The sequence below is a fragment of the Lentibacter algarum genome, assembly GCF_018860975.1.
Classification (GTDB): domain Bacteria; phylum Pseudomonadota; class Alphaproteobacteria; order Rhodobacterales; family Rhodobacteraceae; genus Lentibacter; species Lentibacter algarum_A.
Genome location: NZ_JAHKQI010000002.1, coordinates 198,146 through 219,542, shown reverse-complemented (window position 1 = coordinate 219,542; position 21,397 = coordinate 198,146). Strand labels below are relative to the sequence as shown.

At 58.6% G+C, this 21,397-nt stretch carries 18 protein-coding genes; 11 read left to right on the top strand and 7 right to left on the bottom strand.

Going from position 1 to position 21,397, the window contains the following annotated elements:
- Positions 1 to 33: 33 nt before the first annotated feature.
- The 7 genes from KO498_RS01710 to KO498_RS01680 all read left to right on the top strand — a co-directional run bounded on the left by KO498_RS01710 (position 34) and on the right by KO498_RS01680 (position 8,680).
- On the top strand, positions 34 to 1,290 hold the full coding sequence (locus tag KO498_RS01710) for an RsmB/NOP family class I SAM-dependent RNA methyltransferase (protein ID WP_215958142.1): 1,257 nt from the start codon (positions 34 to 36) through the stop codon (positions 1,288 to 1,290).
- 94 nt (positions 1,291 to 1,384) lie between these two features.
- A complete protein-coding gene (locus KO498_RS01705; protein WP_252731211.1) occupies positions 1,385 to 3,121 on the top strand; it encodes a heparinase II/III family protein in 1,737 nt (578 codons plus the stop codon).
- Between the two features lie 83 nt (positions 3,122 to 3,204).
- A complete protein-coding gene (purH, locus tag KO498_RS01700; RefSeq protein WP_215958140.1) occupies positions 3,205 to 4,806 on the top strand; it encodes a bifunctional phosphoribosylaminoimidazolecarboxamide formyltransferase/IMP cyclohydrolase in 1,602 nt (533 codons plus the stop codon).
- A 63-nt stretch (positions 4,807 to 4,869) separates the two neighbouring features.
- Positions 4,870 to 5,361, top strand: coding sequence for a signal peptidase II (gene lspA, locus KO498_RS01695; RefSeq protein ID WP_215958139.1), 492 nt, complete (start codon positions 4,870 to 4,872; stop codon positions 5,359 to 5,361).
- A 51-nt stretch (positions 5,362 to 5,412) separates the two neighbouring features.
- A complete protein-coding gene (locus KO498_RS01690) occupies positions 5,413 to 5,940 on the top strand; it encodes a DUF3035 domain-containing protein (protein ID WP_215958138.1) in 528 nt (175 codons plus the stop codon).
- A 95-nt stretch (positions 5,941 to 6,035) separates the two neighbouring features.
- A complete protein-coding gene (locus KO498_RS01685; RefSeq protein WP_215958137.1) occupies positions 6,036 to 7,385 on the top strand; it encodes a M16 family metallopeptidase in 1,350 nt (449 codons plus the stop codon).
- A complete protein-coding gene (locus KO498_RS01680; RefSeq protein ID WP_215958136.1) occupies positions 7,382 to 8,680 on the top strand; it encodes a M16 family metallopeptidase in 1,299 nt (432 codons plus the stop codon). Before KO498_RS01685 ends, KO498_RS01680 begins: the two co-directional genes overlap by 4 nt.
- A 146-nt stretch (positions 8,681 to 8,826) precedes the next feature.
- Here the strand turns inward: KO498_RS01680 and KO498_RS01675 are convergent, their stop codons facing one another.
- Both KO498_RS01675 and deoC read right to left on the bottom strand, forming a co-directional pair.
- Positions 8,827 to 11,172 (bottom strand): aldehyde dehydrogenase family protein, encoded by a 2,346-nt coding sequence (locus KO498_RS01675; RefSeq protein WP_215958135.1) that lies wholly within the window; start codon positions 11,170 to 11,172, stop codon positions 8,827 to 8,829.
- Positions 11,173 to 11,178: 6 nt separating this feature from the next.
- On the bottom strand, positions 11,179 to 12,168 hold the full coding sequence (deoC, locus tag KO498_RS01670; RefSeq protein ID WP_215958134.1) for a deoxyribose-phosphate aldolase: 990 nt from the start codon (positions 12,166 to 12,168) through the stop codon (positions 11,179 to 11,181).
- Between the two features lie 162 nt (positions 12,169 to 12,330).
- Here deoC and KO498_RS01665 point away from each other — a divergent pair, with 162 nt between their 5' ends.
- From KO498_RS01665 to KO498_RS01655, 3 genes are read left to right on the top strand one after another with little or no spacing between them, the layout of a single operon-like run.
- A complete protein-coding gene (locus tag KO498_RS01665; protein ID WP_215958133.1) occupies positions 12,331 to 13,812 on the top strand; it encodes a DUF4153 domain-containing protein in 1,482 nt (493 codons plus the stop codon).
- Complete coding sequence (locus KO498_RS01660; protein ID WP_215958132.1) at positions 13,812 to 14,498, top strand: response regulator transcription factor; 687 nt, start codon at positions 13,812 to 13,814, stop codon at positions 14,496 to 14,498. The genes KO498_RS01665 and KO498_RS01660 overlap by 1 nt, the downstream gene beginning before the upstream one ends.
- Positions 14,483 to 15,430, top strand: a complete 948-nt coding sequence (locus KO498_RS01655) for an ATP-binding protein (protein ID WP_215958131.1) — start codon at positions 14,483 to 14,485, stop codon at positions 15,428 to 15,430. Before KO498_RS01660 ends, KO498_RS01655 begins: the two co-directional genes overlap by 16 nt.
- Here the strand turns inward: KO498_RS01655 and KO498_RS01650 are convergent.
- From KO498_RS01650 to KO498_RS01640, 3 genes are read right to left on the bottom strand one after another with little or no spacing between them, the layout of a single operon-like run.
- On the bottom strand, positions 15,427 to 15,927 hold the full coding sequence (locus tag KO498_RS01650; RefSeq protein WP_215958130.1) for a 2-dehydro-3-deoxygalactonokinase: 501 nt from the start codon (positions 15,925 to 15,927) through the stop codon (positions 15,427 to 15,429). The genes KO498_RS01655 and KO498_RS01650 overlap by 4 nt on opposite strands.
- Before the next feature lie 12 nt (positions 15,928 to 15,939).
- Entirely contained in the window at positions 15,940 to 17,529 is a 1,590-nt protein-coding gene (locus KO498_RS01645; RefSeq protein WP_215958129.1) for a 5-guanidino-2-oxopentanoate decarboxylase, read from the bottom strand.
- Between the two features lie 11 nt (positions 17,530 to 17,540).
- Positions 17,541 to 18,464: a DMT family transporter gene (locus tag KO498_RS01640; protein WP_215958128.1), complete on the bottom strand. Its 924-nt coding sequence runs from the start codon at positions 18,462 to 18,464 to the stop codon at positions 17,541 to 17,543.
- A gap of 109 nt (positions 18,465 to 18,573) precedes the next feature.
- On the opposite strand from KO498_RS01640, the gene KO498_RS01635 reads away from it, so the two are divergent.
- Entirely contained in the window at positions 18,574 to 20,070 is a 1,497-nt protein-coding gene (locus KO498_RS01635) for a malonate--CoA ligase (protein ID WP_215958127.1), read from the top strand.
- A gap of 89 nt (positions 20,071 to 20,159) precedes the next feature.
- Here the strand turns inward: KO498_RS01635 and KO498_RS01630 are convergent, their stop codons facing one another.
- Both KO498_RS01630 and KO498_RS01625 read right to left on the bottom strand, forming a co-directional pair.
- Positions 20,160 to 20,861, bottom strand: a complete 702-nt coding sequence (locus tag KO498_RS01630) for a response regulator (protein WP_215958126.1) — start codon at positions 20,859 to 20,861, stop codon at positions 20,160 to 20,162.
- Positions 20,858 to 21,373, bottom strand: coding sequence for a MarR family winged helix-turn-helix transcriptional regulator (locus KO498_RS01625; RefSeq protein WP_215958125.1), 516 nt, complete (start codon positions 21,371 to 21,373; stop codon positions 20,858 to 20,860). The genes KO498_RS01630 and KO498_RS01625 overlap by 4 nt, the downstream gene beginning before the upstream one ends.
- Positions 21,374 to 21,397: the final 24 nt, after the last annotated feature.

Sequence of the window (21,397 nt, the reverse complement as noted above, 5' to 3'; positions counted from 1 at the left end):
AAGCCGCCAACAACCAGATGCCAAGGATGCCCGATGACAACCCCCCGCCAAGCCGCACTCAACATGCTCAACCAAGTGCTCGCCGAGGGCCGTTTGATGTCAGAGACAACAACACTGCGCGCACTCGAAGGGCTTGATGGCCCCTCAAAAGCCCGCGCCCTGCGCCTTGCCAACGAGACTCTGCGCAACATCGAGCGCGCTGACAAACTGCTCAAACCGCACCTGCGCAAACTGCCGGCTCCCTATGTCCAGAACATGCTGCGTCTGGCGGCCGTCGAGCTTGCCCAAGGCGGCGATGCGCATGGGATCGTCAACGAGGCCGTCGCGCTGGTCAGCAAGCACAAGAAATACGGCAGCATGAAAGGGCTGGTGAACGCCGTGCTGCGTAAAACCGCTGCAGATGCCCCCGGGAAATTCGCCATCATGCGTGCGCCGCGCTTGCCCAAATGGCTGCGTGGCCCGCTCTCCGAGGCTTATGGCCGCGAAGCCCTCGCCGCGATGGAAGCCGCGCATCATGCCGGCGCACCGATTGATATCTCGGTGAAATCTGACGCCGCCGGTTGGGCCGAAAAGCTCGGCGGCACACTCACATCTTTCGGCTCTGTTCGCCTGCAAGACGCCGGCCAAGTCACCGCACTTGAAGGCTTTGAAGCTGGCGACTGGTGGGTGCAAGACAGCGCCGCATCCCTGCCCGCACAGCTGCTCGATGCTCAAGCAGGCGAGGCCGTGCTCGACATGTGCTGCGCACCGGGTGGCAAAACAATGCAGCTCGCCGCAACTGGCGCTCGCGTCACCGCACTCGATGCATCCGAAACGCGCCTCAAACGTGTCATAGAAAACCTCACGCGCACGGGCCTTACTGCTGAAATCATCTGCGCCGACGCCCTCACCCACGAGAGCAGCTACGACGCCATTCTGCTCGACGCGCCCTGCTCGGCCACAGGCACAATCCGCCGTCACCCCGACTTGCCACATGCCAAAACCGGTGATGGTTTCAGTGAGCTGATCGAGTTGCAAACGCGTATGCTCGCCCACGCTGCCAGCTTGGTCAAATCTGGCGGACGGCTGGTGTTTTGCACCTGCTCGCTCCTGCCCGACGAAGGCGAGGTGCAGGTTGAAGAGTTCCTCGAAACGCACCCCGAGTTTAGCGCCGACACAAGCGCGCTTGAGCGTGGCGGAATTGACCCCGCCTGGATCACCCAGGAGGGCGGTTTGCGCCTGCGCCCTGACTACTTTGCCGAGCAAGGCGGCATCGACGGCTTTTATATGGCTGTGCTGAAACGCGCCTAATCTGCCACGCCCACCTTTTGCTAGTGACCACGCCTCATGCGCGGTGTAATGTTCCGTCAACAGTCGCCGAAAAGAGCGCATGAGGCACAGCAGTATGTCCGAACAAGAACCCATAGGTGCTTTCGTAACGCGCCTGATCAACCGCTACCATGCGCGTGTCGGGGCGTTTTCGACACCGCCAACAGCCTTCGTGTCGCAGCCCGAACCGCGCAGCATCGGCCTGTTTGCGCGCGGCAAACAGTTGATCGCTGGCAACTACCTTTTGGCAGGTCAGCTTCTCACTGGCGCGCGCAAAGAGTTCTGGGATCTCCCCCTCGCTTCCCCCGAGTATCAGCGCGAGGCGCAGGGCTTCGGTTGGCTAGATGATCTCGCCGCCGTGGGCGACAGCAGCGCAAGGCTTTGCGCGCAAACGTGGCTGCTGCAATGGAACGACAAGTTCGGCCGCGGCACGGGCCCCGGCTGGACGCCCGATCTGACAGGTCGGCGCCTCATCCGCTGGATCAGCCACGCGTTTTTCCTCATGCAAAACCTTGAGAGCGAACAGTCGCATCAGTTCTTTCGCTCGCTCGCACACCAGACAAACTTTCTTGGCAAACGTTGGCAGGCTTCCCTGCCCGGCCTTGCACGGTTTGAAGCGCTCACGGGCCTTATCTACGCCTCGCTTTCGCTTGAGGGCATGGAGCGGCACATTGCCCCTGCGCAAAAGGCGTTGGCCCGCGAATGCGCAACGCAAATCGACGCAATGGGAGGGCTCTCAACGCGCAACCCCGAAGAGCTGCTTGAGGTGTTCACTCTGCTATCATGGGTTGCATTGGCCCTGCGCGAGGCGGGGCATCCCGTCACCGCCGAGCATGAAGCCGCATTGGCCCGCATTGCCCCGACTCTGCGCAGCTTGCGTCACGCTGACGGCAGCCTCGCGCGGTTTCATGGCGGCGGTAAAGGCGTTGAGGGGCGGCTAGAACACGCTCTTGCAGCCTCAGGTGTAAAGCCAACGACACCTGATGGCTTGTCGATGGGCTTTGCACGGCTCTCGGCGGGTCGCACCACCATCATTATTGACGCCTCGCTCCCGCCCACGGGCCGCGCGAGCCACAACGCACATGCCTCGACACTGGCCTTCGAGCTGACATCAGGCCGCCGCCCGCTGATCGTAAACTGCGGCTCAGGAGCCTGCTTTGGCGCCGAGTGGCGGCGCGCTGGCCGTGCAACACCAAGCCACAGCACCCTCTGCATTGACGGTTCCTCCTCGGCACACCTCACCCCTGCCGCCCGCGACGGCGCCGAGCTGATAACAGGCGGGCCGACACATGTGCCCGTCGAAATCAGCCACGTAACTGACGGGCTGCGCTTTCAGGGCGGGCACGACGGCTGGGTCAAAACCCGCGGGCTCACTCATGCGCGCACCCTCGAGATAACCAGTGATGGCCGCGGCATTGTCGGTGAAGACCTGCTGATCGCCATCGACGAGGCCGACAAAGCCACCTTCATCAAATCCACACAACACCTGCTAGAGCCAGGCCTGCTGTTTCATATCCGCTTTCACCTTCACCCCGAAGTCGACTCAGCGGTTGACCTCGGCGGCGCGGCTGTTTCGATGGCGCTGCGCTCTGGTGAAATCTGGGTGCTGCGAGCCGGTGAAGGCAGCACGCTTAGCCTTGAGCCGAGCGTCTACCTCGAGACAGGCCGCCTAAAACCGCGCGCGAGCAAGCAAGTCGTGCTAACAGCCCGCGCCTTTGGGCCAAGCACCCGCCTCCTCTGGTCGCTCTCCAAGGCGCAGGAAAGCGCAATAGGCATCCGCGATGTGCAACAGGATGACATTGAGCCGCACTAACTTTCCCGCAAAGCCTTTTGCAATTTAGCGCTGCACCCCATAAGGAGCAGGGCAAGCCCAACCAACCACAGGATTGTTGCCAAATGACCTCGCTCGCCCCCAGTTTTGCCCCCGTAAAACGCGCCCTCCTTTCTGTCTCCGACAAAACCGGCCTCGTTGACCTCGCTCAGGCTCTCGCCGCGCGCGGTGTTGAGCTGCTCTCAACCGGTGGCAGCGCCAAAACTCTGCGCGATGCGGGGCTAAACGTGAAAGATGTCGCCGACATCACAGGCTTCCCGGAAATGATGGATGGCCGTGTCAAAACTCTGCACCCGAACGTGCACGGCGGTTTGCTTGCCCTGCGTGACAACGACGATCACGTTGCCGCAATGGACAAACACAACATTGCCGCGATTGATCTGCTGATCGTCAATCTTTACCCGTTTGAAGCCGCACTTGCCCGTGGGGCCGCCTACGACGAGATGATCGAGAACATCGATATCGGTGGGCCAGCGATGATCCGCGCCGCCGCCAAAAACCACGCCTTCGTCACCACGATTGTTGATGTCGAAGACTACACCGCGCTGCTTGCCGAGCTTGACGAGAACAACGGCGAGACCAGCTACAGCTTCCGCCAGCGCCAGGCGCAAATCGCGTATGCGCGCACTGGCGCTTACGATGCCGCTGTTTCAAGCTGGATGGCTGGCGCGATTGATGAGCCAACACCCCGCCGCCGCGCAATTGCCGGCACTTTGGCACAAACACTGCGCTACGGCGAAAATCCGCACCAGCAAGCAGCCTTCTACCTTGACGGAACAGCACGCGCAGGGGTTGCCACAGCAACCCAGCACCAAGGCAAAGAGCTTAGCTACAACAACATCAACGACACTGACGCCGCCTTTGAGCTTGTCAGCGAGTTCGCGCCTGAAGATGGCCCAGCCGTAGCGATCATCAAACACGCCAACCCTTGCGGCGTGGCCCGTGGCGCCTCCCTCAAAGAAGCCTACATCCGCGCCTTTGACTGTGACCGCACATCAGCGTTCGGCGGCATCATCGCCCTCAACCAAACGCTCGACGAAGAGACAGCAGAAGAGATCGCAGGTATCTTCACCGAAGTTGTCATCGCGCCAGATGTGACCGATGGCGCTATGGATATTTTTTCCAAGAAAAAGAACCTCCGTTTGCTCACAACCGGAACGCTTTCAGACCCTAAACAGGCTCAACTCAGCTATCGTCAGGTGTCGGGCGGTATGCTGGTGCAAGACAAGGACAGCGGCTTTATCACGCTGGATGACCTCAAGGTTGTCACCAAGCGCCAGCCCTCAGAGGCCGAGCTAGCCGACATGATGTTTGCTTGGACAGTGGCAAAACACGTCAAATCAAACGCCATTGTCTATGTGAAAGACAAGGCCACAGTCGGCGTCGGCGCAGGCCAGATGAGCCGCGTTGACAGCTCGACCATCGCGGCCCTCAAAGCAGCTCGCATGGCCGAAGAATGCGGCTTGCCTGAGAGTCTCGCCAAAGGCTCTGTTGTGGCGTCCGACGCATTCTTCCCCTTCGCAGACGGGCTTCTTGCAGCCGCCGAAGCCGGCGCAACTGCCGTCATTCAACCTGGCGGATCAATGCGCGATGACGATGTGATCAAAGCCGCCGACGAGGCCGGCCTCGCTATGGTCTTGACGGGGATGCGCCACTTCCGGCACTAACAGTTAACGAGCACACAACTTTCGCGGTAAGCGAACAGTCTAACGACAGGCAGGAGAGCGTTAATGCGCAAGGTTTTTTGGGTCGGAGTGGTGACATTCCTCGCTGACCAAGCATCAAAATACCTCGTGGTTCACTGGATGAACCTTGCGCAAATTGGTGCGATAGACGTCTATCCACCCTACCTCAACCTGCGCATGGCTTGGAACTACGGTGTCAACTTCGGCTTGTTTGCCGAAAACAGCGATCTTACGCGCTGGGTGCTTGTCGCGGTCGCGCTGGTCATTTCTTGCGCGGTCCTGTGGTGGATTCACCATGAAGACACCGGAACCGCAGGAAAGATTTCGGCTGGGTTGCTTGTTGGTGGCGCGCTCGGCAATGTGATCGACCGCGTTGTCTACGGCGCGGTGGCCGACTTTCTCAACATGTCATGCTGCGGGTTTAACAACCCCTACGCCTTTAACATCGCCGATATCGCAGTTTTTGCCGGTGCAATCGGGCTGGTTCTGTTCACTTCGGGTGAACCAGACAAGAACAAGGGCAAAAACGCCTCGTGACCTTGCCTTGCAGATGGTTTATGTCAGTCACATAGAAGCCGGAGAAGCGTGATGCGCCTTATACATGTTGTCCTTGCCTTGGTTGCTACCGTAAGCCTTTCGGCTTGTGGCGGCTCTGATCGTGACATCACCATGCGCCTGCTTGAAGCACCCGGTGACGGCCCTGATGAGTTCGGTGTTTTGCCCGGCAAACCGCTTGAAGCCCCGAGCGACTATGCCGAGCTGCCAACTCCGACACCTGGCCAGACAAGCCTCACCGACAGAAGCCCGCGTGCTGAAGGCATTGCTGCCCTCGGCGGGAACCCTGCGCGGCTAACTCCGGCTGGTGTTCCCAACTCGGACAGCGCGCTTGTGCGCCATGCCTCGCGCAATGGCACCAACCCCAATGTCCGCGCCGAACTTGCTGCCGAAGATGAAAAATTCCGCACCCGTAAGTCGCGGTTCACAAAAATCCGGATCGTCAAAACCGACCGCTATGCACAGGCCTACAAACGCCAGACACTTGACGCCTACAAAGAGTGGTATCGTTTCCGCCGCACGGGCGTTCGCACACCAACAGCACCTCCGACAGGTGAGTAAGCCAGCAGCTTATCTGCATCACAAACCTGTCAACGCCGCTTGATGCGCGCGCACAACTCACTACTTTGTAAGCAATTCTGATTGGGAGAACCTTCATGCGTCGCTTCGGCCTTTCTGTTTCTGCTGTTTTCGGGGCGCTGTTAACAGCCTTGCCGGTTTCAGCCGAGAAACATGACTTCGTCAGCACCTTCACTCTCGACAACGGCCTTGATGTTGTGGTGCTGGAAGATCACCGCGCTCCTGTCGTAACGCAGATGCTCTGGTATCGGGCTGGCTCGGCCGATGAGTGGCCCGGCACATCCGGCGTCGCGCACTTCCTTGAGCACCTGCTGTTCAAAGCGACCGACAAGCTTGCATCAGGCGAGCTTTCCGCAACTGTGGCGCGCAACGGCGGGCGCGACAATGCCTTCACCAGCTATGACTATACCGCCTACTATCAGCGCGTTGCCGCCGACAGGCTTGAGCTTATGATGCGCATGGAGAGCGACCGGATGACAAACATCCGCCTCACCGAGGAAGACATTGCAACCGAGCGCGAAGTGATCATCGAAGAGCGCAACCAGCGCACCGAAAACAGCCCCGGTGCCCTGTTCAACGAACAGCAGCGGGCCGCGCAATACCTCAATCACCGTTACGGCGTGCCAGTCATTGGCTGGCGGCACGAAATGGTCACGCTTGATCTTGACGCCGCGATGGCCTTCTACAAACGCTTCTACGCGCCCAACAACGCGATCCTTGTCGTCGCTGGCGACGTCGAGCCAGATGCCGTTAAAGCCCTCGCTGAACAGTATTACGGTGTATTAGAGCCTAATCCTGAGCTTGGCCCCCGTGTTCGCCCCTCCGAGCCGCCGCAAACCGCCGAGCGCCGGATGATCTTCCGCGATGCGCGCGTCGCTCAGCCTTATGTAACCCGCAGCTACCTCGCCCCTGAGCGCGACAGCGGCGCACAAGAAACCGCCGCCGCGCTCAAGCTGCTTTCTGACCTTCTCGGTGGTGGCACCACGTCATACATGGCCGAAGAGTTGCAGTTCAAAACCCAGCAGGCTGTCTACACCTCGGCCTATTACAACGGCAGCACGCTCGACGACACGAGCTTCAGCTTTGTCGTTGTCCCTGCCGAGGGGCACAGCCTCGAAGACGCCGAAGCCGCGCTTGACAAGCTGCTGGTTGACTACATCGAACGCGGTGTTGACCAAGAGGCGCTCGACCGTATCAAAATGCAACTCCGCGCCAGCCAGACTTACGCCCGCGACGATGTAAGCGCGCTGGCAAACCAGTATGGGCAGGCCCTCGCCATCGGCCTCACAGTTGAAGACGTTCAGGCATGGCCCGATGTGTTGCAGGCCGTTACCGCCGACGACATTATTGCCGCAGCGAAGGCTCTAATAAGGCCTGAAAGCTCGGTTACCGGTTACATCATGCCCCCTAAAGGAGACGCATCATGAGAGTCTTTCTGCTCGCCGCGCTGACATGGCTTCTCGCTCTTCCCGCTCTTGCAGGTGTCGATATCAACGCTTTCAAAACCGCCGGCGGGCTGACTGTCTGGCATGTGGAAGACCGCTCCATTCCCTTTGTGGCACTTGAGCTGCGCTTTCGCGGCGGGGCCTCGCTCGACGCTGAGGGAAAGCGTGGCGCAACCAACCTGATGACAGGCCTGATCGAAGAAGGCGCCGGTGAGCTTGACTCGCAGGCCTTCGCCAAGGCCCGCGACGCACTTGCTGCCTCGTTCGAGTTTGACGTGAGCGATGACACGCTCACAGTTTCGGCGCGCTTTCTGACAGAAAACCGCGATGAAGCCCTTGCTTTGTTGCGCACCGCTCTGGTCGACCCGACATTTGATGAAGCCTCGATAGAACGCGTGCGCCGTCAAGTTGCCTCGTCCATTTTGTCAAAAGAGAAAGACCCAAGCGACATCGCTAGCGCAAGCTTTCGCAAACGCATCTACGGCGATCACCCTTACGGTTCTGACTCAAGCGGCACGATGGAAAGCCTCAACGCCCTAACGCGCGACGACCTGATCGCCGCGTTCAAAGGCGCCATCGCACGTGACCGCATCTATATCGGCGTGGTCGGCGACATTTCCGAAGCTGACCTTGGCCCGATGCTCGACAACTTGCTCGGCGAACTTCCGGCGACAGGCGCTCCGATGCCTGACAAAGCCACGCCCGCATTCGACGGCAAAACAACCGTTGTGCCCTATGCAACGCCGCAATCCGTTGCGATGTTCGGCCAGCCCGGCCTGCCCTTTGATCACCCCGACTATTTCGCCGCCTATCTGCTCAACGTCACCCTCGGCGGTGGCGGGTTTGAAAGCCGGTTGATGACTGAAGTGCGCGAAAAACGCGGCCTCACCTACGGTGTCTACAGCTACCTCGTCGGCAAAGACGGCGCCGATGTCTGGATGGGCAACGTGCAATCTGCCAACAACCGCGTCGCCGAGGCAATTGCCGTTGTGCGCAGCGAGTGGGCGCGCATGGCTGAAAGCGGTGTCACTGCGGAAGAGCTGCAAGACGCCAAAACCTACCTCACCGGCGCCTACCCCCTGCGTTTTGACGGCAACGGCCCAATCGCCAACATCCTTGTCGGAATGCAAATCCAAGGCATGCCGCTCGACTACATCGCTACCCGCAATGACCGCGTCAACGCCGTGACTCTCGAGCAGGTAAACCGCGTCGCGCGTGAGTGGCTCAACCCCGACCTGCTCAGCTTCACAGTCGTCGGTCAGCCTGAAGGGCTCTAAGCAGCGCGCGCAGCGTTAACCATTTTCGCTGCCATACCACAGGCAAAAACCGTGCATACGCATTATGCACTGGTATATGCACTGCGGTATGCACCCGAGTCACAGGCCGTTTTTCAGCCCGTCGCTCGCGTTAACCCCACCGCTCGCTACTCGCCGTAAGGCACCCAGATGTTCTTAACCTCTGTCGCTTGGTTCAGGAAAGCGCGGCCCTCGCCAGCACTGCCAAACCAGTCTCGCGCCTGTCCGCTATTCACCCAGCTGCGCTTGATATTTGTTGCAGACGCCGCTTCGATTTCTTTAGAAATATCACTCGAAGAAAAGCTCCAAACCGCGTCCACATCCATGTGGCTCGCCAGCGGTTTTGCCAGCTCGGTGTGACGGCCCGTTATGATGTTTACAACACCGGCAGGCACGTCTGATGTCTCCAGAACCTGCACAAAATCAAGCGCTTCCAGTGGGTAAGGCTCTGACGCAACAAGCACCGAGCGGTTGCCCATCGCCATCATCGGCGCCAGCGCCGAGACAAGCCCCAAGAGCGGCAGCTCGTCGTCAACAAATGCGCCCATCACGCCGACAGGCTCGCGCATCGCCAGCGCAATGCCGCGGATCGGAACGCCATGCGCTTGCCCGTCAAACTTGTCGGCCCAAGCCGCATAAGTGAACAAGCGTTTGACGCAGGCAGCAACTTCCTTTGCGCCGCTCCTGCCGCCCTTCACGTCGTCTATCCGGCCAGCAAACTCTTTGGCCCGCGCCTCAAGGTTTTCGGCCATATAATAAAGGATCTGAGCGCGCAAATGCCCCGTGGTTTTGCCCCAGGCAGACGCCCCGCGAGCGGCTTCAACAGCGTTGCGAATGTCCTTGCGGTTGCCTGCTGGCGCTTCTGAAATCAGCTTGCCAGACTTGGAGAAAACCGGTGTTGAATAGCCGCTATCAGGCCGCGCTTGCTTGCCGCCGATGTAGAGCTTACCTGTCCGGTCAAGCCCGCCCTCGCGCCCGTCCTTGGCCGGGTTCGCCGCGGTTTTCGCCAGCATCTTTGCCTTGCCTTTGGGCCGCGTGTAGGCCTGCAAACCTTCCCAGCCTCCCTCGCGCCCGAAGCCGCTTTCGCGCACACCGCCAAAGCCCGCAGCCGCGTCAAACAGGTTGGTCGCGTTAACCCAAACAACACCCGCTGCCAGCTTGGGCGCCACGTCCAAAGCAAGGTTCACATTCTCGCTCCATACACTCGCTGCAAGGCCGTAGCGCGTGTTGTTGGCGAGTTGCACAGCTTCGGCTGGCGTGCGGAATGTCATCGCCGCCAAAACCGGCCCGAAGATCTCTTCCTGCATGAGTTTTGACGCGGTCGAGAGGCCGGTAATAAGTGTCGGCGGGTAGAAGCATCCCTCAGCCGGGAGGTCTACGTTTGCTACGTAAACCTCTCCTTCATCATTTGCCTTCACCATGTCTGTCACGGCTTTAAGTTGCACCGGATCAACCAAAGCGCCGATGTCGATTGATTTATCAAGTGGGCTTCCGAGCCGCAGCTTACCCATGCGCGCTTTGAGTTTGGTGTAGAACGCGTCGGCAATACCCTCTTGCACCAACAAGCGAGAACCGGCGCAGCAGACCTGTCCTTGGTTAAACCAGATCGCATCGACAAGGCCTTCAACAGCACTGTCGATGTCGGCATCGTCAAACACGATATAGGGGCTTTTGCCGCCCAGCTCGAGCGTCAGAGCCTTGCCGCTCCCCGCTGTCGATTCGCGGATTTTACGGCCCACGGCAGTTGAGCCAGTAAAAGCTATCTTGTTGATATCATTGTGATTTACGATCATTTCACCAACCGCGCCATCGCCCGTGACGATGTTTACCACGCCCTTAGGCAAGCCAGCTTGTCGGCAAATATCAGCAAACAACAGCGCCGTGAGCGAGGTGTATTCAGCCGGTTTGAGCACCACAGTATTGCCCATCGCCAGCGCCGGAGCGACTTTCCAAGCCAGCATCAGCAGCGGGAAGTTCCAAGGGATGATCTGCCCGCAAACGCCCAGCGCTTCTTGCTCGGGAAGCTCGGCTTCCATCAGCTGCGCCATGCCAGCGTGATAGTAAAAATGCCGCTGCACAAGCGGGATGTCGATGTCGCGGCTCTCGCGGATCGGCTTGCCGTTATCGAGCGTTTCCAGCACCGCGAACAGGCGGCTATGTTTTTGCAAAAGCCGCGCGATGGCATAGAGGTGTCGCGCCCGCCCGTGCCCGCCAAGTTTCTCCCATTTCGGTTGGGCCTTGCGGGCAGCCGCAACGGCTTGATCAACGTCAGAAGCGCTCGCCTGTGAGATGTTGGCAAGCACCTCGCCGTTGGCAGGGTTGCGGCTCTCAAAACCCTCGCCAGCGGGGGAAAACCCTCCATCAATGAACTGTCCGAAAGCAGCGCCATTATCGGTGATCCAAGCAAATGCCTCGGCCGCATTTTCCGGTGCTTCGCCGTAGTCCATGCTCTCGAAAATGTCTTTAACGCTCATCTCAATTCACCCTGCTGCGTGACGGTAAGAGGCCGAATATGCCCCCGTCACATGATGTTCTAACTGCCGTTCAATATCGCCCAAAAGGCTCGATGCTCCGAAGCGGAACAAGTCTGGCTCGAGCCAACGATCGCCGAGTTCTTCCTTGATCAGCGAGAGGTAAACAAGCGAGTCCTTGGCCTTGCTGATCCCGCCTGCCGGCTTGTAACCGATGCGAATGCCAGTGGCCGTTTCATAGTCGCGAATAGCGCGGATCATCACGAGGCTCACAGGCAATGTCGCGTTGACGCTCTCCTTGCCTGTCGATGTCTTGATGAAGTCAGCGCCAGCCATCATGCAAACCAAAGAGGCACGCGCGACATTGCGCAGCGAACCAAGCTCGCCAGTTGCCAAAATCGCCTTTACATGCGCCTCGCCACAGGCCGCCCGAAAGGCGCGCATCTCGTCGTAAAGCGCCTGCCAGTTTTGCGTCAGAACGTGTCGCCGCGAGATAACAATGTCGATCTCGCTTGCGCCCGCTTTGACGCTTTCCTCGATCTCTTGCACACGCAAGTGAAACGGTGAAAGCCCTGCCGGAAAGCCAGTGCTCACTGCCGCAATCGGGATACCAGACCCCGCCAGAGCCTCAGCCGCTGGCGCGATCATATCGTGGTAAACACAAACAGCTCCTGTGGTTATCCCAGTCACGCCGAGCGCCTGCAAAATGTCTTCACGCACGGGCTGCTTCGCCTTTGCACACAGCCGCGCCACACGCCCTGCGGTGTCATCACCAGCAAGCGTCGTGAGGTCAATGCACGTGACGGCCTTGAGCAGCCAAGCCGCCTGATGCTCTTTCTTCACACTGCGCCGCGCAGGCAAGTTGGCAGCGCGGCGTTCGATCGCAGATGTGTTCGCCTGCACCCGTGCCACCCAGTCAAGATCAAGCTCCATGCCTGCGTTGCGCGGCTCAAGAGTTTGCGGCAGTTGGGCGGTTTTTTCTGTCGGTTTGGTTTGCATTTCTTCACACCTTTCAGGCCTTGGCCAAGCGTCTCATGTGCTTGCCCGTTTCGCAAGCGAAAGACCTGTAAAAATGATCTGCGCAAAAACTGCACAAACGCGGCGCGGTAGCTGCACATGCTCTGGGTAGAACAGACAAAACACAACAGTGAGGACAGTAACATGAAAACGTTTTTGGTAAGAGGCCTGCCGACATCGGTGCAGACAGACGGATGGTGGATGAGCGAGCCGCCGCATTCAAAACGCCCTGATAATGGCGCCAAGTCACAGCCGGTCTTTCCGCAGCTCATTGCGGTTGTTGCGCTTGTTGTTACCGGAGACGCCCTGCTTTGGAAGGCCTCACCAGGCCTCTCGCTGGCGCTATTTGGCATGGCGCTTCTGCTGGCAGTCTGGTTGCTTAACGGGCGGCGCGGCACCGGAGCTTTTGGTTTTGCTGCGCTCGCATTCCTGCCGCTCGTTGAGCACGCACAGCCGCTGTCGTTTGCCTTCTTCTTCACGGGGCTGTTGCTCTCGGTTGTTTGGCTAGCTCTCGGAGGGTGGCCCGGCTTGGCGCGGCTGTTTGGTGGGCTCTGGCGCTTTGTCGAGCACGCACCTGATGCTGCGTTTTCTCAGGCCAAGAGCGCGGCAAACGCAGCACTTTCCAGTACGCCGGAAGCTTCGGTAAAGTCTGCAGTTCTCAGCTGGCTTGTTCCGGTGGGTCTCGGGCTTGTCTTTGCTTCTCTGCTCGTTTCGGCCAACCCGATGTTGTCGAACTTGCTAGACGGCATACTGCGAGCCCGTTGGCTCTCAACCGAGTTGCTTGCGCGGGTGTTGTTCTGGGGGGGGCTGGTTATCCTGACACTGCCGATCCTGTCGTCGCTCAACATGCAAGAGCGGCTAAAGTTCACCCCGTCACCGCTGCCTGAGCTTCCTGTTCCCGCAGCACTCAATGCCAGCTCAATCTGCCGCTCGCTGATTTTGTTCAACTTGATGTTTCTAGTGCAAACCTTCCTCGATGTGACGTATCTTTGGGGCGGCGCAAGCTTGCCTGATGGCATGAGCTATGCCCAATACGCACACCGTGGCGCCTACCCTTTGCTCGCAACTGCGCTGCTCGCCGGAGCTTTCGCGCTCATTGCACGGCCCTTTACCAGCGGCAGTTCGCTGTTGCGGATTGCCCTGCTCGCTTGGGTCGCACAGAACGTGTTTCTGGTGCTGTCTTCGCTCCTGCGACTTGAGCTGTATGTTGCCCAGTACGGCCTGACACACCTGCGTATCTCGGCGTTCATCTGGATGGTGGTTGTTGCTCTGGGGCTGGTTCTTGTCGTGGTGCAAACTCTGCGAAACAAGCCAGCAAGCTGGCTGCTTGGCCGCGCAGCTTTGCTCGGAGTTGCCGCGCTTTACCTTGCCAGCATGATCAGCTTTTCAAATACCATCGCGCGGCACAACCTCGGCAAAGACCTCGTGCTTGACCCTGGCTATATTTGCGCACTCGGGCCACACGCGCTGCCTGCAATCAAGGAGTTTGAGGCCAAGCACGGCTTCAGGCTTTGTGGTGATGCAGGGTCGATCAATCTACAAGTTTCAGATTGGCGCGAATGGGGCTTTCGTGACTGGCGCTTGCAGCGTAGTTTGGCGGCACTCGCAACTGAGGAAACGCTCTGATGGCCGATATTTTGATCATCGACGATGACCCGCAAATCAGGGAAGTGCTGCGCATTGCACTCAAACAGGCGGGGCATGTCACGCGCGAAGCAGGAGACGGCGCCGAAGGGCTGACCAAAGCGCAGAACGGGCGCGATGATCTGGTCATTCTCGACATTGGCCTGCCTGCGATGGACGGTATCGAGCTGTGCAGAAAACTGCGCACAACAAGCGATGTGCCCGTTCTTTTTCTCACTGCGCGCGATGACGAAATCGACAAGATCATCGGCCTTGAGATCGGCGGTGATGACTACATGACAAAGCCGTTTTCTCCGCGGGAGTTGACGGCGCGTGTGCGCGCCATCCTCAAACGAACGACGGCTCAAACAGCGGCCCACGGCGCGCTCACACGTGGCATGCTTTCGGTCGATCCAAACAAGCACCTCTGCCGGTTTGACACACAAGATCTGTCACTAACCCAGCGCGAAATGGCCTTGCTTTCATTCCTCATGGCACGGCCAGACAATGTCTACTCGCGCGTGCAAATCTCGGACGCTGTCTACGGGCCGACAATCCATGTTTCCGATCGCACGATCGACAGCCACTTGCGGAATTTGCGGGCCAAGCTGGCCGATATCGGTGCAACTGACGCAATTGAAACAGTCCACGGTGTCGGCGTAAGGATGGGCACATGCCAAGGCGCGTAACCCAAAAATGGAGACCGCCACTGGCGCTGGTGATCGGCGGAACCCTGGCTGCTGTGCTCTGCCTGCCGCTGCTTGGCGTTGGTTACTTTCGCCTCGCCGGAAACGTCCTTGGCTGGGGCGAAACTTCATGGCTCATTGGCTGGATGGCGGTGTGGGCTACGGCGGTGTTGGGCTACCTGCTTTGGCGGCTGGTGCTGCGGCCCGTTTATGCACTGACAGCTCACGCCAATGCCGTGAAGGACGGGCAACACAACGCGCCTTTACCGCCGCATTTTGGCACGCCCGAGTTCAGCACATTGGCGCACGCTGTTGACGATATGGCCACTGCTTTGCAAAATCGCGAAGCAGGTATTCGCGCATATTCTGACCACGTCACCCATGAGTTGAAGTCGCCGCTGACAAGCATCACCGCCGCTGCTGAATTGCTTGAAGCAGACATGTCCGAGGCTGACCGCTCCGAACTGATTGGTTCGATCAGAACCTCAAGCGCGCGCATGCAAGAGCTGCTCAACAGTCTGCGCAAACTTGCCACCGCGCGCGTGCCTTATGGTCGCGGGCCGACGCAGCTTTCGTCGGCGTTGTCGGGCCTGTCAGACAGTCTTGAGGTGCGCTTGCAACAAGACGCCGAATTACCGATCGACCAAGCCGCGCTGCGTGTGGTGTTAGAGCAACTGGCACGCAACGCCTCTGAGCACGGCGCAACGGAGCTTTTGCTGCACGCTGATCCCGCGACACTGAAGGTCAGTGACAACGGCCCCGGCATTGCTGAAGGCGATCGCACGCGGGTGTTTGACCCTTTCTTTACCACGCGCCGCGAAACTGGCGGCACGGGCATGGGCCTGTCTATCGTCAAAGCGATGCTTGAAGCCAACAATGCCGAGATAGTCTTACTGCCTTCACCGCAAGGCACCGCGTTTCGTGTCAGCTTCTAAGCGCGCGACACCATCGCCGCTTGCCCCCTAAGGGCCGCTTCGTAGTGGTCTGCAAGGGGGTTTTCTCCGATCACCCTAAGATCAACTCCAAGCCAGTATCCGCGAGCAGCCGCAAGTTCGGCTCCGAGAAGATGCCCGAGAACGGCACCAAGATCACCGCTGAGTTCTGCGGCACGAAGCTGCGCCGCGAGCCTCTCTGGGCGCGCAAGGCTCTCTTCTACCGCGCTCGGCGTCACGGCCTCTGTCCCACCTAAGGCTTTCGCCATTCGCAGTGTCGCGAACGACTGAAAGCTGACAACCTCACCAGCGCTCACCTGCACCCAATGCGTCACATCGCCAGTCACGCAGATCACCCCGTCCCACTCCGGATCGGACGCCACAAAGGCCGCCACAGCTTTACGCTCTTGTGCCGGCAGCAGGCCACGCGGCGCTGCTTGGGTCAGATCACACCAAACGCCCGAGTCCGGTTTAGCCTTTGCAGGAACGCTTTCTGTCATGCTCGTCACCCCTCAATTCGCAATAAACGGCGCGTCGATTTCAACAAAGCGCGGCCCTGTCTGGCCGTGTTTTGGACGCAGCGCACGCGCCAGTGCCTCGGCTTCAGCTGGCACGCGCGTATAGGGCATACCGCAACTCGCTGCGACAGCTTCAAACAGCGGCGGCTTGGGGTCACATCCGACAACATCAATATCTGCGCGCTCCATGGTCAGTTCGATTTCGCCATATCCGCCATTGTTCCAGACAATAAACGTGATCGGCAGTTTCTCCTGTGCCGCGGTCATCAGCTCCGGCAAGGAAAACTGCGCGCCGCCATCTCCGGCAATAACAACAACGTTGCGTTCGGGTGATGCAACTTGTGCGCCAATGGCCGCCGGAATAGCGTAGCCGAGCGCGCCAAAGCCCGTTGATGCATTAAACCAGCCACCGGCAACATCGTGATCAAAATAGAGGTTGCCTGCATACACAGGCTGGGTGCTGTCCCCGACGATCAAAGCCGCCGGGATCTCGTCTCGGATCACATTCAGCAACTCGCACATCAGGCGGTAGTCGTCGCTCAGCTCAGCCCAAGCCGCGACGCGAACCTGCTCGGCGCGCGCGGCAGCATCCTTGATCGGTAAGTTGGGCAGCTTTTCGGCCAGTGCTTGCGCAACAAGCCCCGCGTCGGCTTCAATCTTGAGATCAGCCGCATGCCGCGCCAACTGCTCAGAGCTGATATCAACGCGGATAAGCTTTTGCATGTTCGGCAAGGAACCCCTACCAAACATATCATAGTCTGTCGGCCCAAGTTCAGTTCCCAAAGCGAGCACACAATCAGCGGCTTCAATCTCCTGACGAACGGCCTCAAGACTCGCGCTGGCAGGAATGCAAAGCGGATGCCGGTGCATAAGCCCGCGCGCATTGACTGTCGGAACAACGACCGCATCAAGCTTTTCTGCAAGCGCACCGATGGCCGCATCAGCCCGTTTGGCACCGCCACCAACCAGCATAACCGCCCGCTTGGCATTTGTGAGCATAGCCATAGCCGCTTCAAGCTGGTCCGCCTGTGGCTCTTTGCGCTCGGGCACCGTAACCTTCGCGCTCGGTTTTGCATGCTCATAAACAGCCACGTCCAGCGGAATCTCGATGTGATGCGGGCCGCCGCGCTCACTCTCCATAGCCTCAAACACGCCGTCAATTGCCGGCACCAGCTCATCAGCATTCATGATGGTTTGCGCCGTAATAGAGACAGTCTTGGAAAGACCGATCTGGTCAGGAAGCTCATGTAAACAGCCCAAACCGCGGCCCAATGTTTTGGTCGGGTTCACACCTGTCACAACCAGCATCGGCACAGAGTCAGCCCGCGCCTGGCCCATAGCCGTGAGGGTGTTTGTCAGCCCCGGCCCCGTGATCACAAAAGCCACACCCGGCTTGCCGGACGCGCGTGCATAACCGTCAGCCATAAAGCCCGCGCCTTGCTCGTGACGGGGTGTGATATGCCTGATGCCAGACGCAGCCAAGCCGCGGTAAAGCTCAACTGTGTGCACCCCGGGGATGCCAAAAACGACTTCGACGTCATGCGCTTTTAGGCGTGCAACCAGCGCCTCACCAAGTGTTGGCATTTCGCCGCCTCCTATCCTTGTGGTGTCATACCTTTGCGAGCGCGCCCGCGTTCCAACCCGAGCTGATGCTCGCGGAAGATAATTATGATGCCTGCCAAAATAACAAGCCCTGCGCCAGCCAAAGTGCGTAAATCCGGCACTTCGTCAAAGAACACAAAACCGATCATGATCGCGAAGATGATTGAAGCATAATCGAAAGGCGCAACAACCGAGGCAGGTGCAAAACGGTAGGCCGAGGTCAAAAAGATCTGCCCCATGCCGCCGAGCAAACCCGCGAGGATCAGCAGTAGTGCTTCTTGGCCCGTCGGAACGACCCATCCAAACGGCAAGGTGAGAAGCGCCAGAACCGTCGAGGTTACCGAAAAGTAAAACACGATTGCCGCAGTCTGTTCTGCAGCGACAAGCTTGCGAATGTAAATCTGTGCGATCGCCGCACACAGCGCACTCATCAGAACAAGCAGAGCACCAAGTGCGGCTGTCTTCTCGACTGTGTCATTGGTGAACGCGCTCAGCCGCGGGCCAAGCACGATCAACACACCAAGCATCCCCAAAGCGACCGCCGCAAGCCGAAACAGCCGCACTTGCTCGCCAAGAAACATCGCCGCGAGGATCACCGTGAGCAGCGGCGCCGCATACCCGATCGCGGTCACCTCCGGCAGAGGCAAAAGACCAAGCCCCGCAAAGCCCATTGCCATAGCCGCCGTGCCAACAAATCCGCGCCAGAAGTGCCCCATTGGCGAGGCAACCTTGAGCCCGGTGCGCAAATCACCCCGCACTGCGAGCCAACCAAGGATCACTGGCAACGCAAACACCGATCGAAAGAACACCGCCTCACCCGCCGGCACATGGCTTGACGCCGCTTTGATCAGCGAGGCCATGATGATGAACATTGTCACCGAGCACAGCTTGAGAAGGATGCCTCGTAAGGGCTGCATAGTGTCTCCTTTTGAAAGGACAGTCGCGCGGGCGAAGCCAAAGGTCAATTCACCTATTGCACCTTTGGTCGCTCATATGAAAAACTCTTTCATGCCAAAGGAGTTCAGCATGCCTGAAAATCACCTGTTCGACAGTCTCTCTGCTTACGCGGGCCGCAACCCCGAAAAACCGTTTGCGCTGCGTGTCGGGCATGAGCCGCGCAGTTTCGGGCAACTCTTTCACAATGCACAGCGTTTCGCCGCAGCGATCACAAGCGCAGGCTTCAAACCCGGCGACAGGCTTGCAGCTCAAGTCGATAAATCCCTCGAAGCCATCGAGCTATACCTTGGTGTTGTCGCAGCTGGCGGAGTGTTCTTGCCGCTCAACCCCGCTTACACCGCTTCCGAACTTGCCTATTTCCTATCCGACGCATCACCATCCATCGTCGTCTGCGACCCTGCACGCGAAAACGAGATTGCACCGCTCTGCAACAAAGCCCGTCTGTTCACCCTTGGTTCCGACGGCAGCGGCACGCTCACTGACGCGCTGACCGATGCCCTGCTTGAGCCGATAGCACGCACCGCTGATGATCTCGCCGCGATCCTCTATACCTCCGGCACCACAGGCCGCTCAAAAGGCGCGATGCTCAGCCACGACAACCTGTTCTCGAACTCGCAAACCCTCACAGAATACTGGCATTTTTCCGACAGCGATGTGCTCATTCATGCCTTGCCGATCTTTCACACGCACGGGCTGTTTGTGGCAACAAATGTCGCGCTCCTGTCTGGTGCAACCGTTCATTTTCAGTCGGGCTTCTCACCCGATCAGATCATCGAGGCTCTGCCAACGTCAACCTCTCTTATGGGTGTGCCAACGTTCTACACCCGCCTTCTTGCTGACCCCCGCCTTACACCCGAGTTAACCGCAAACATGCGGCTGTTTATCTCGGGGTCTGCGCCCTTGCTCACAGACACGCATGAACAATGGCAAACCCGCACCGGACATCGCATCCTTGAGCGTTACGGCATGACAGAAACCAACATGAACACCTCGAACCCCTACAATGGCGCGCGGCGTGCAGGCACAGTTGGCCTGCCGCTTCCGGGTGTCGAACTTCGTGTTGTCGGAGCTGAAGGCCCCCTACCCCAGGGTGAGATCGGAACACTCGAGGTTCGCGGAGCAAATGTTTTCAAAGGCTATTGGCAAATGCCCGAAAAGACAGCCGAAGAACTTCGCCCTGACGGTTGGTTCATCACCGGTGATCTCGGCATTGTCGACAAACAAGGCTATGTCAGCATCGTCGGGCGCGGCAAAGATCTGATCATCACCGGCGGTTTCAACGTCTACCCAAAAGAGATTGAAGCCCTGATTGACGATATCGAAGGTGTCAAAGAAAGCGCTGTCATCGGCGTGCCGCACGCTGACTTCGGCGAAGGCATCGTTGCCGTCATCGTGCCGGAAAACGAAAGACTAACAGAAAACAACGTTAATGCCGTTCTCGCAACCAAACTGGCCAAATTCAAACAGCCCAAAAAGCTGCTTCTCTTGCCCGAACTTCCCCGCAACACGATGGGTAAAGTTCAAAAGAAAGCCCTGCGCGAGACCTACGCAAACCTCTTCACCTAACTGCTTTTTCTTGGCCGTAAGTATCCCGGGGGAGTTTGAGGGGGCTGGCCCCCTCATTTGAGTCGCGCGTCAGCGCGAAACCGCTCCTTTCAGTCCGGGGCAATCATATAGCCGGCACCGCGCACGGTTTGTAAGTAACGCGGCTGCTTGGGGTCTACTTCAATCTTGCGCCGCAATCTTGTGATCTGCACATCAATCGCGCGCTCTTGTGCCTGTCCACGGTCCCGTCCAAGCTCTTCCACAAGGTTCGCCCGTGAAATCGCCTCGCCCGGTTTGGTTGCAAAAATGCGCATCAACTGGGTCTCGGTCGCGGTAAGCCGCACCGGGTCTTCGCCCTGCCAAAGCTCCCCGCGCTCTATGTCGTAGTTAAAGCCCCCAAGCGACAGAACTTTGGGGCGCACGTCTTCGGGCGTTACTTCCGGCATTCGCCGCAAAATCGCATTGATCCGCAGCAAAAGTTCCTTTGGCTCGAACGGTTTGGCGAGGTAGTCATCGGCACCGGCTTCAAGTCCGGCAATCCTGTCTTCGGTCTCGCCCTTGGCCGTCAGCAACAAGATAGGTGTCTCGGAAGTTTCCCGAATAGCACGTGTCAGATCTATCCCTGTTTCGCCGGGCATCATCACGTCCATAACGATCAAGTCAAAATCGAGCCCCTCCAGCAGCCGCCTTGCATGTGCAGCGTCACGAGCTCCAGACACCAGGAATCCGTTGCGCATGAGGAACTTCTGCAAAAGCATCCGGATGCGCTCGTCGTCATCGACAACCAGCAGGTGTGGGTCTAGCTCATTCATTCGTTCTTATCCCGCAGCCCGTTATACTTACGGCGCATTTCAACATCCATCATCGCTTCCAGAACCTGTTTGAACCCGCGCACAGCTTCTGGCCCGGCCGCTCTATAGGCGTCGCGCATACGCGCGCGCTGCACTTCCGAAAGCGCTTGTGCAAGGTTCATTCCTTCCTGCGTTAGGTGCAAATGCCGCTCGCGCCTGTCGGACTTGCCTATCTGGCTTTCAACAAGGCCATCTTGAACCAATGTGCGCAATACACGGTTAAGTGATTGCTTTGTTACGCCCAGTATTTCTAGCAGGTTGTTAACCGTGGTGCCCGGCGCACGGCCTATAAAGTGCACTGCTCTGTGGTGGGCGCGCCCATAGTTATGATCGCGATCAAGGTTCAGCTCTTCCAAAATTCTGTCAGGGTCAGCTGTAAATCCGCGATAGGCAAAAAACATTGCCTCGCTGCCTTGTTGCAATTGCTCATCTGTCAGAAACAACAAGCCTTCACTACCAATACTTTCACTCATACCTGCCCCCTGCAAACTTGCTGT

Bases quoted from the DNA above. Each gene is read 5' to 3' on its own strand.
- KO498_RS01710 (WP_215958142.1), top strand. From the start codon at position 34: ATGACAACCCCCCGCCAAGCCGCACTCAACATGCTCAACCAAGTGCTC.
- KO498_RS01705 (WP_252731211.1), top strand. From the start codon at position 1,385: ATGTCCGAACAAGAACCCATAGGTGCTTTCGTAACGCGCCTGATCAAC.
- purH (WP_215958140.1), top strand. From the start codon at position 3,205: ATGACCTCGCTCGCCCCCAGTTTTGCCCCCGTAAAACGCGCCCTCCTT.
- lspA (WP_215958139.1), top strand. From the start codon at position 4,870: ATGCGCAAGGTTTTTTGGGTCGGAGTGGTGACATTCCTCGCTGACCAA.
- KO498_RS01690 (WP_215958138.1), top strand. From the start codon at position 5,413: ATGCGCCTTATACATGTTGTCCTTGCCTTGGTTGCTACCGTAAGCCTT.
- KO498_RS01685 (WP_215958137.1), top strand. From the start codon at position 6,036: ATGCGTCGCTTCGGCCTTTCTGTTTCTGCTGTTTTCGGGGCGCTGTTA.
- KO498_RS01680 (WP_215958136.1), top strand. From the start codon at position 7,382: ATGAGAGTCTTTCTGCTCGCCGCGCTGACATGGCTTCTCGCTCTTCCC.
- KO498_RS01675 (WP_215958135.1), bottom strand. From the start codon at position 11,172: ATGAGCGTTAAAGACATTTTCGAGAGCATGGACTACGGCGAAGCACCG.
- deoC (WP_215958134.1), bottom strand. From the start codon at position 12,168: ATGCAAACCAAACCGACAGAAAAAACCGCCCAACTGCCGCAAACTCTT.
- KO498_RS01665 (WP_215958133.1), top strand. From the start codon at position 12,331: ATGAAAACGTTTTTGGTAAGAGGCCTGCCGACATCGGTGCAGACAGAC.
- KO498_RS01660 (WP_215958132.1), top strand. From the start codon at position 13,812: ATGGCCGATATTTTGATCATCGACGATGACCCGCAAATCAGGGAAGTG.
- KO498_RS01655 (WP_215958131.1), top strand. From the start codon at position 14,483: ATGCCAAGGCGCGTAACCCAAAAATGGAGACCGCCACTGGCGCTGGTG.
- KO498_RS01650 (WP_215958130.1), bottom strand. From the start codon at position 15,927: ATGACAGAAAGCGTTCCTGCAAAGGCTAAACCGGACTCGGGCGTTTGG.
- KO498_RS01645 (WP_215958129.1), bottom strand. From the start codon at position 17,529: ATGCCAACACTTGGTGAGGCGCTGGTTGCACGCCTAAAAGCGCATGAC.
- KO498_RS01640 (WP_215958128.1), bottom strand. From the start codon at position 18,464: ATGCAGCCCTTACGAGGCATCCTTCTCAAGCTGTGCTCGGTGACAATG.
- KO498_RS01635 (WP_215958127.1), top strand. From the start codon at position 18,574: ATGCCTGAAAATCACCTGTTCGACAGTCTCTCTGCTTACGCGGGCCGC.
- KO498_RS01630 (WP_215958126.1), bottom strand. From the start codon at position 20,861: ATGAATGAGCTAGACCCACACCTGCTGGTTGTCGATGACGACGAGCGC.
- KO498_RS01625 (WP_215958125.1), bottom strand. From the start codon at position 21,373: ATGAGTGAAAGTATTGGTAGTGAAGGCTTGTTGTTTCTGACAGATGAG.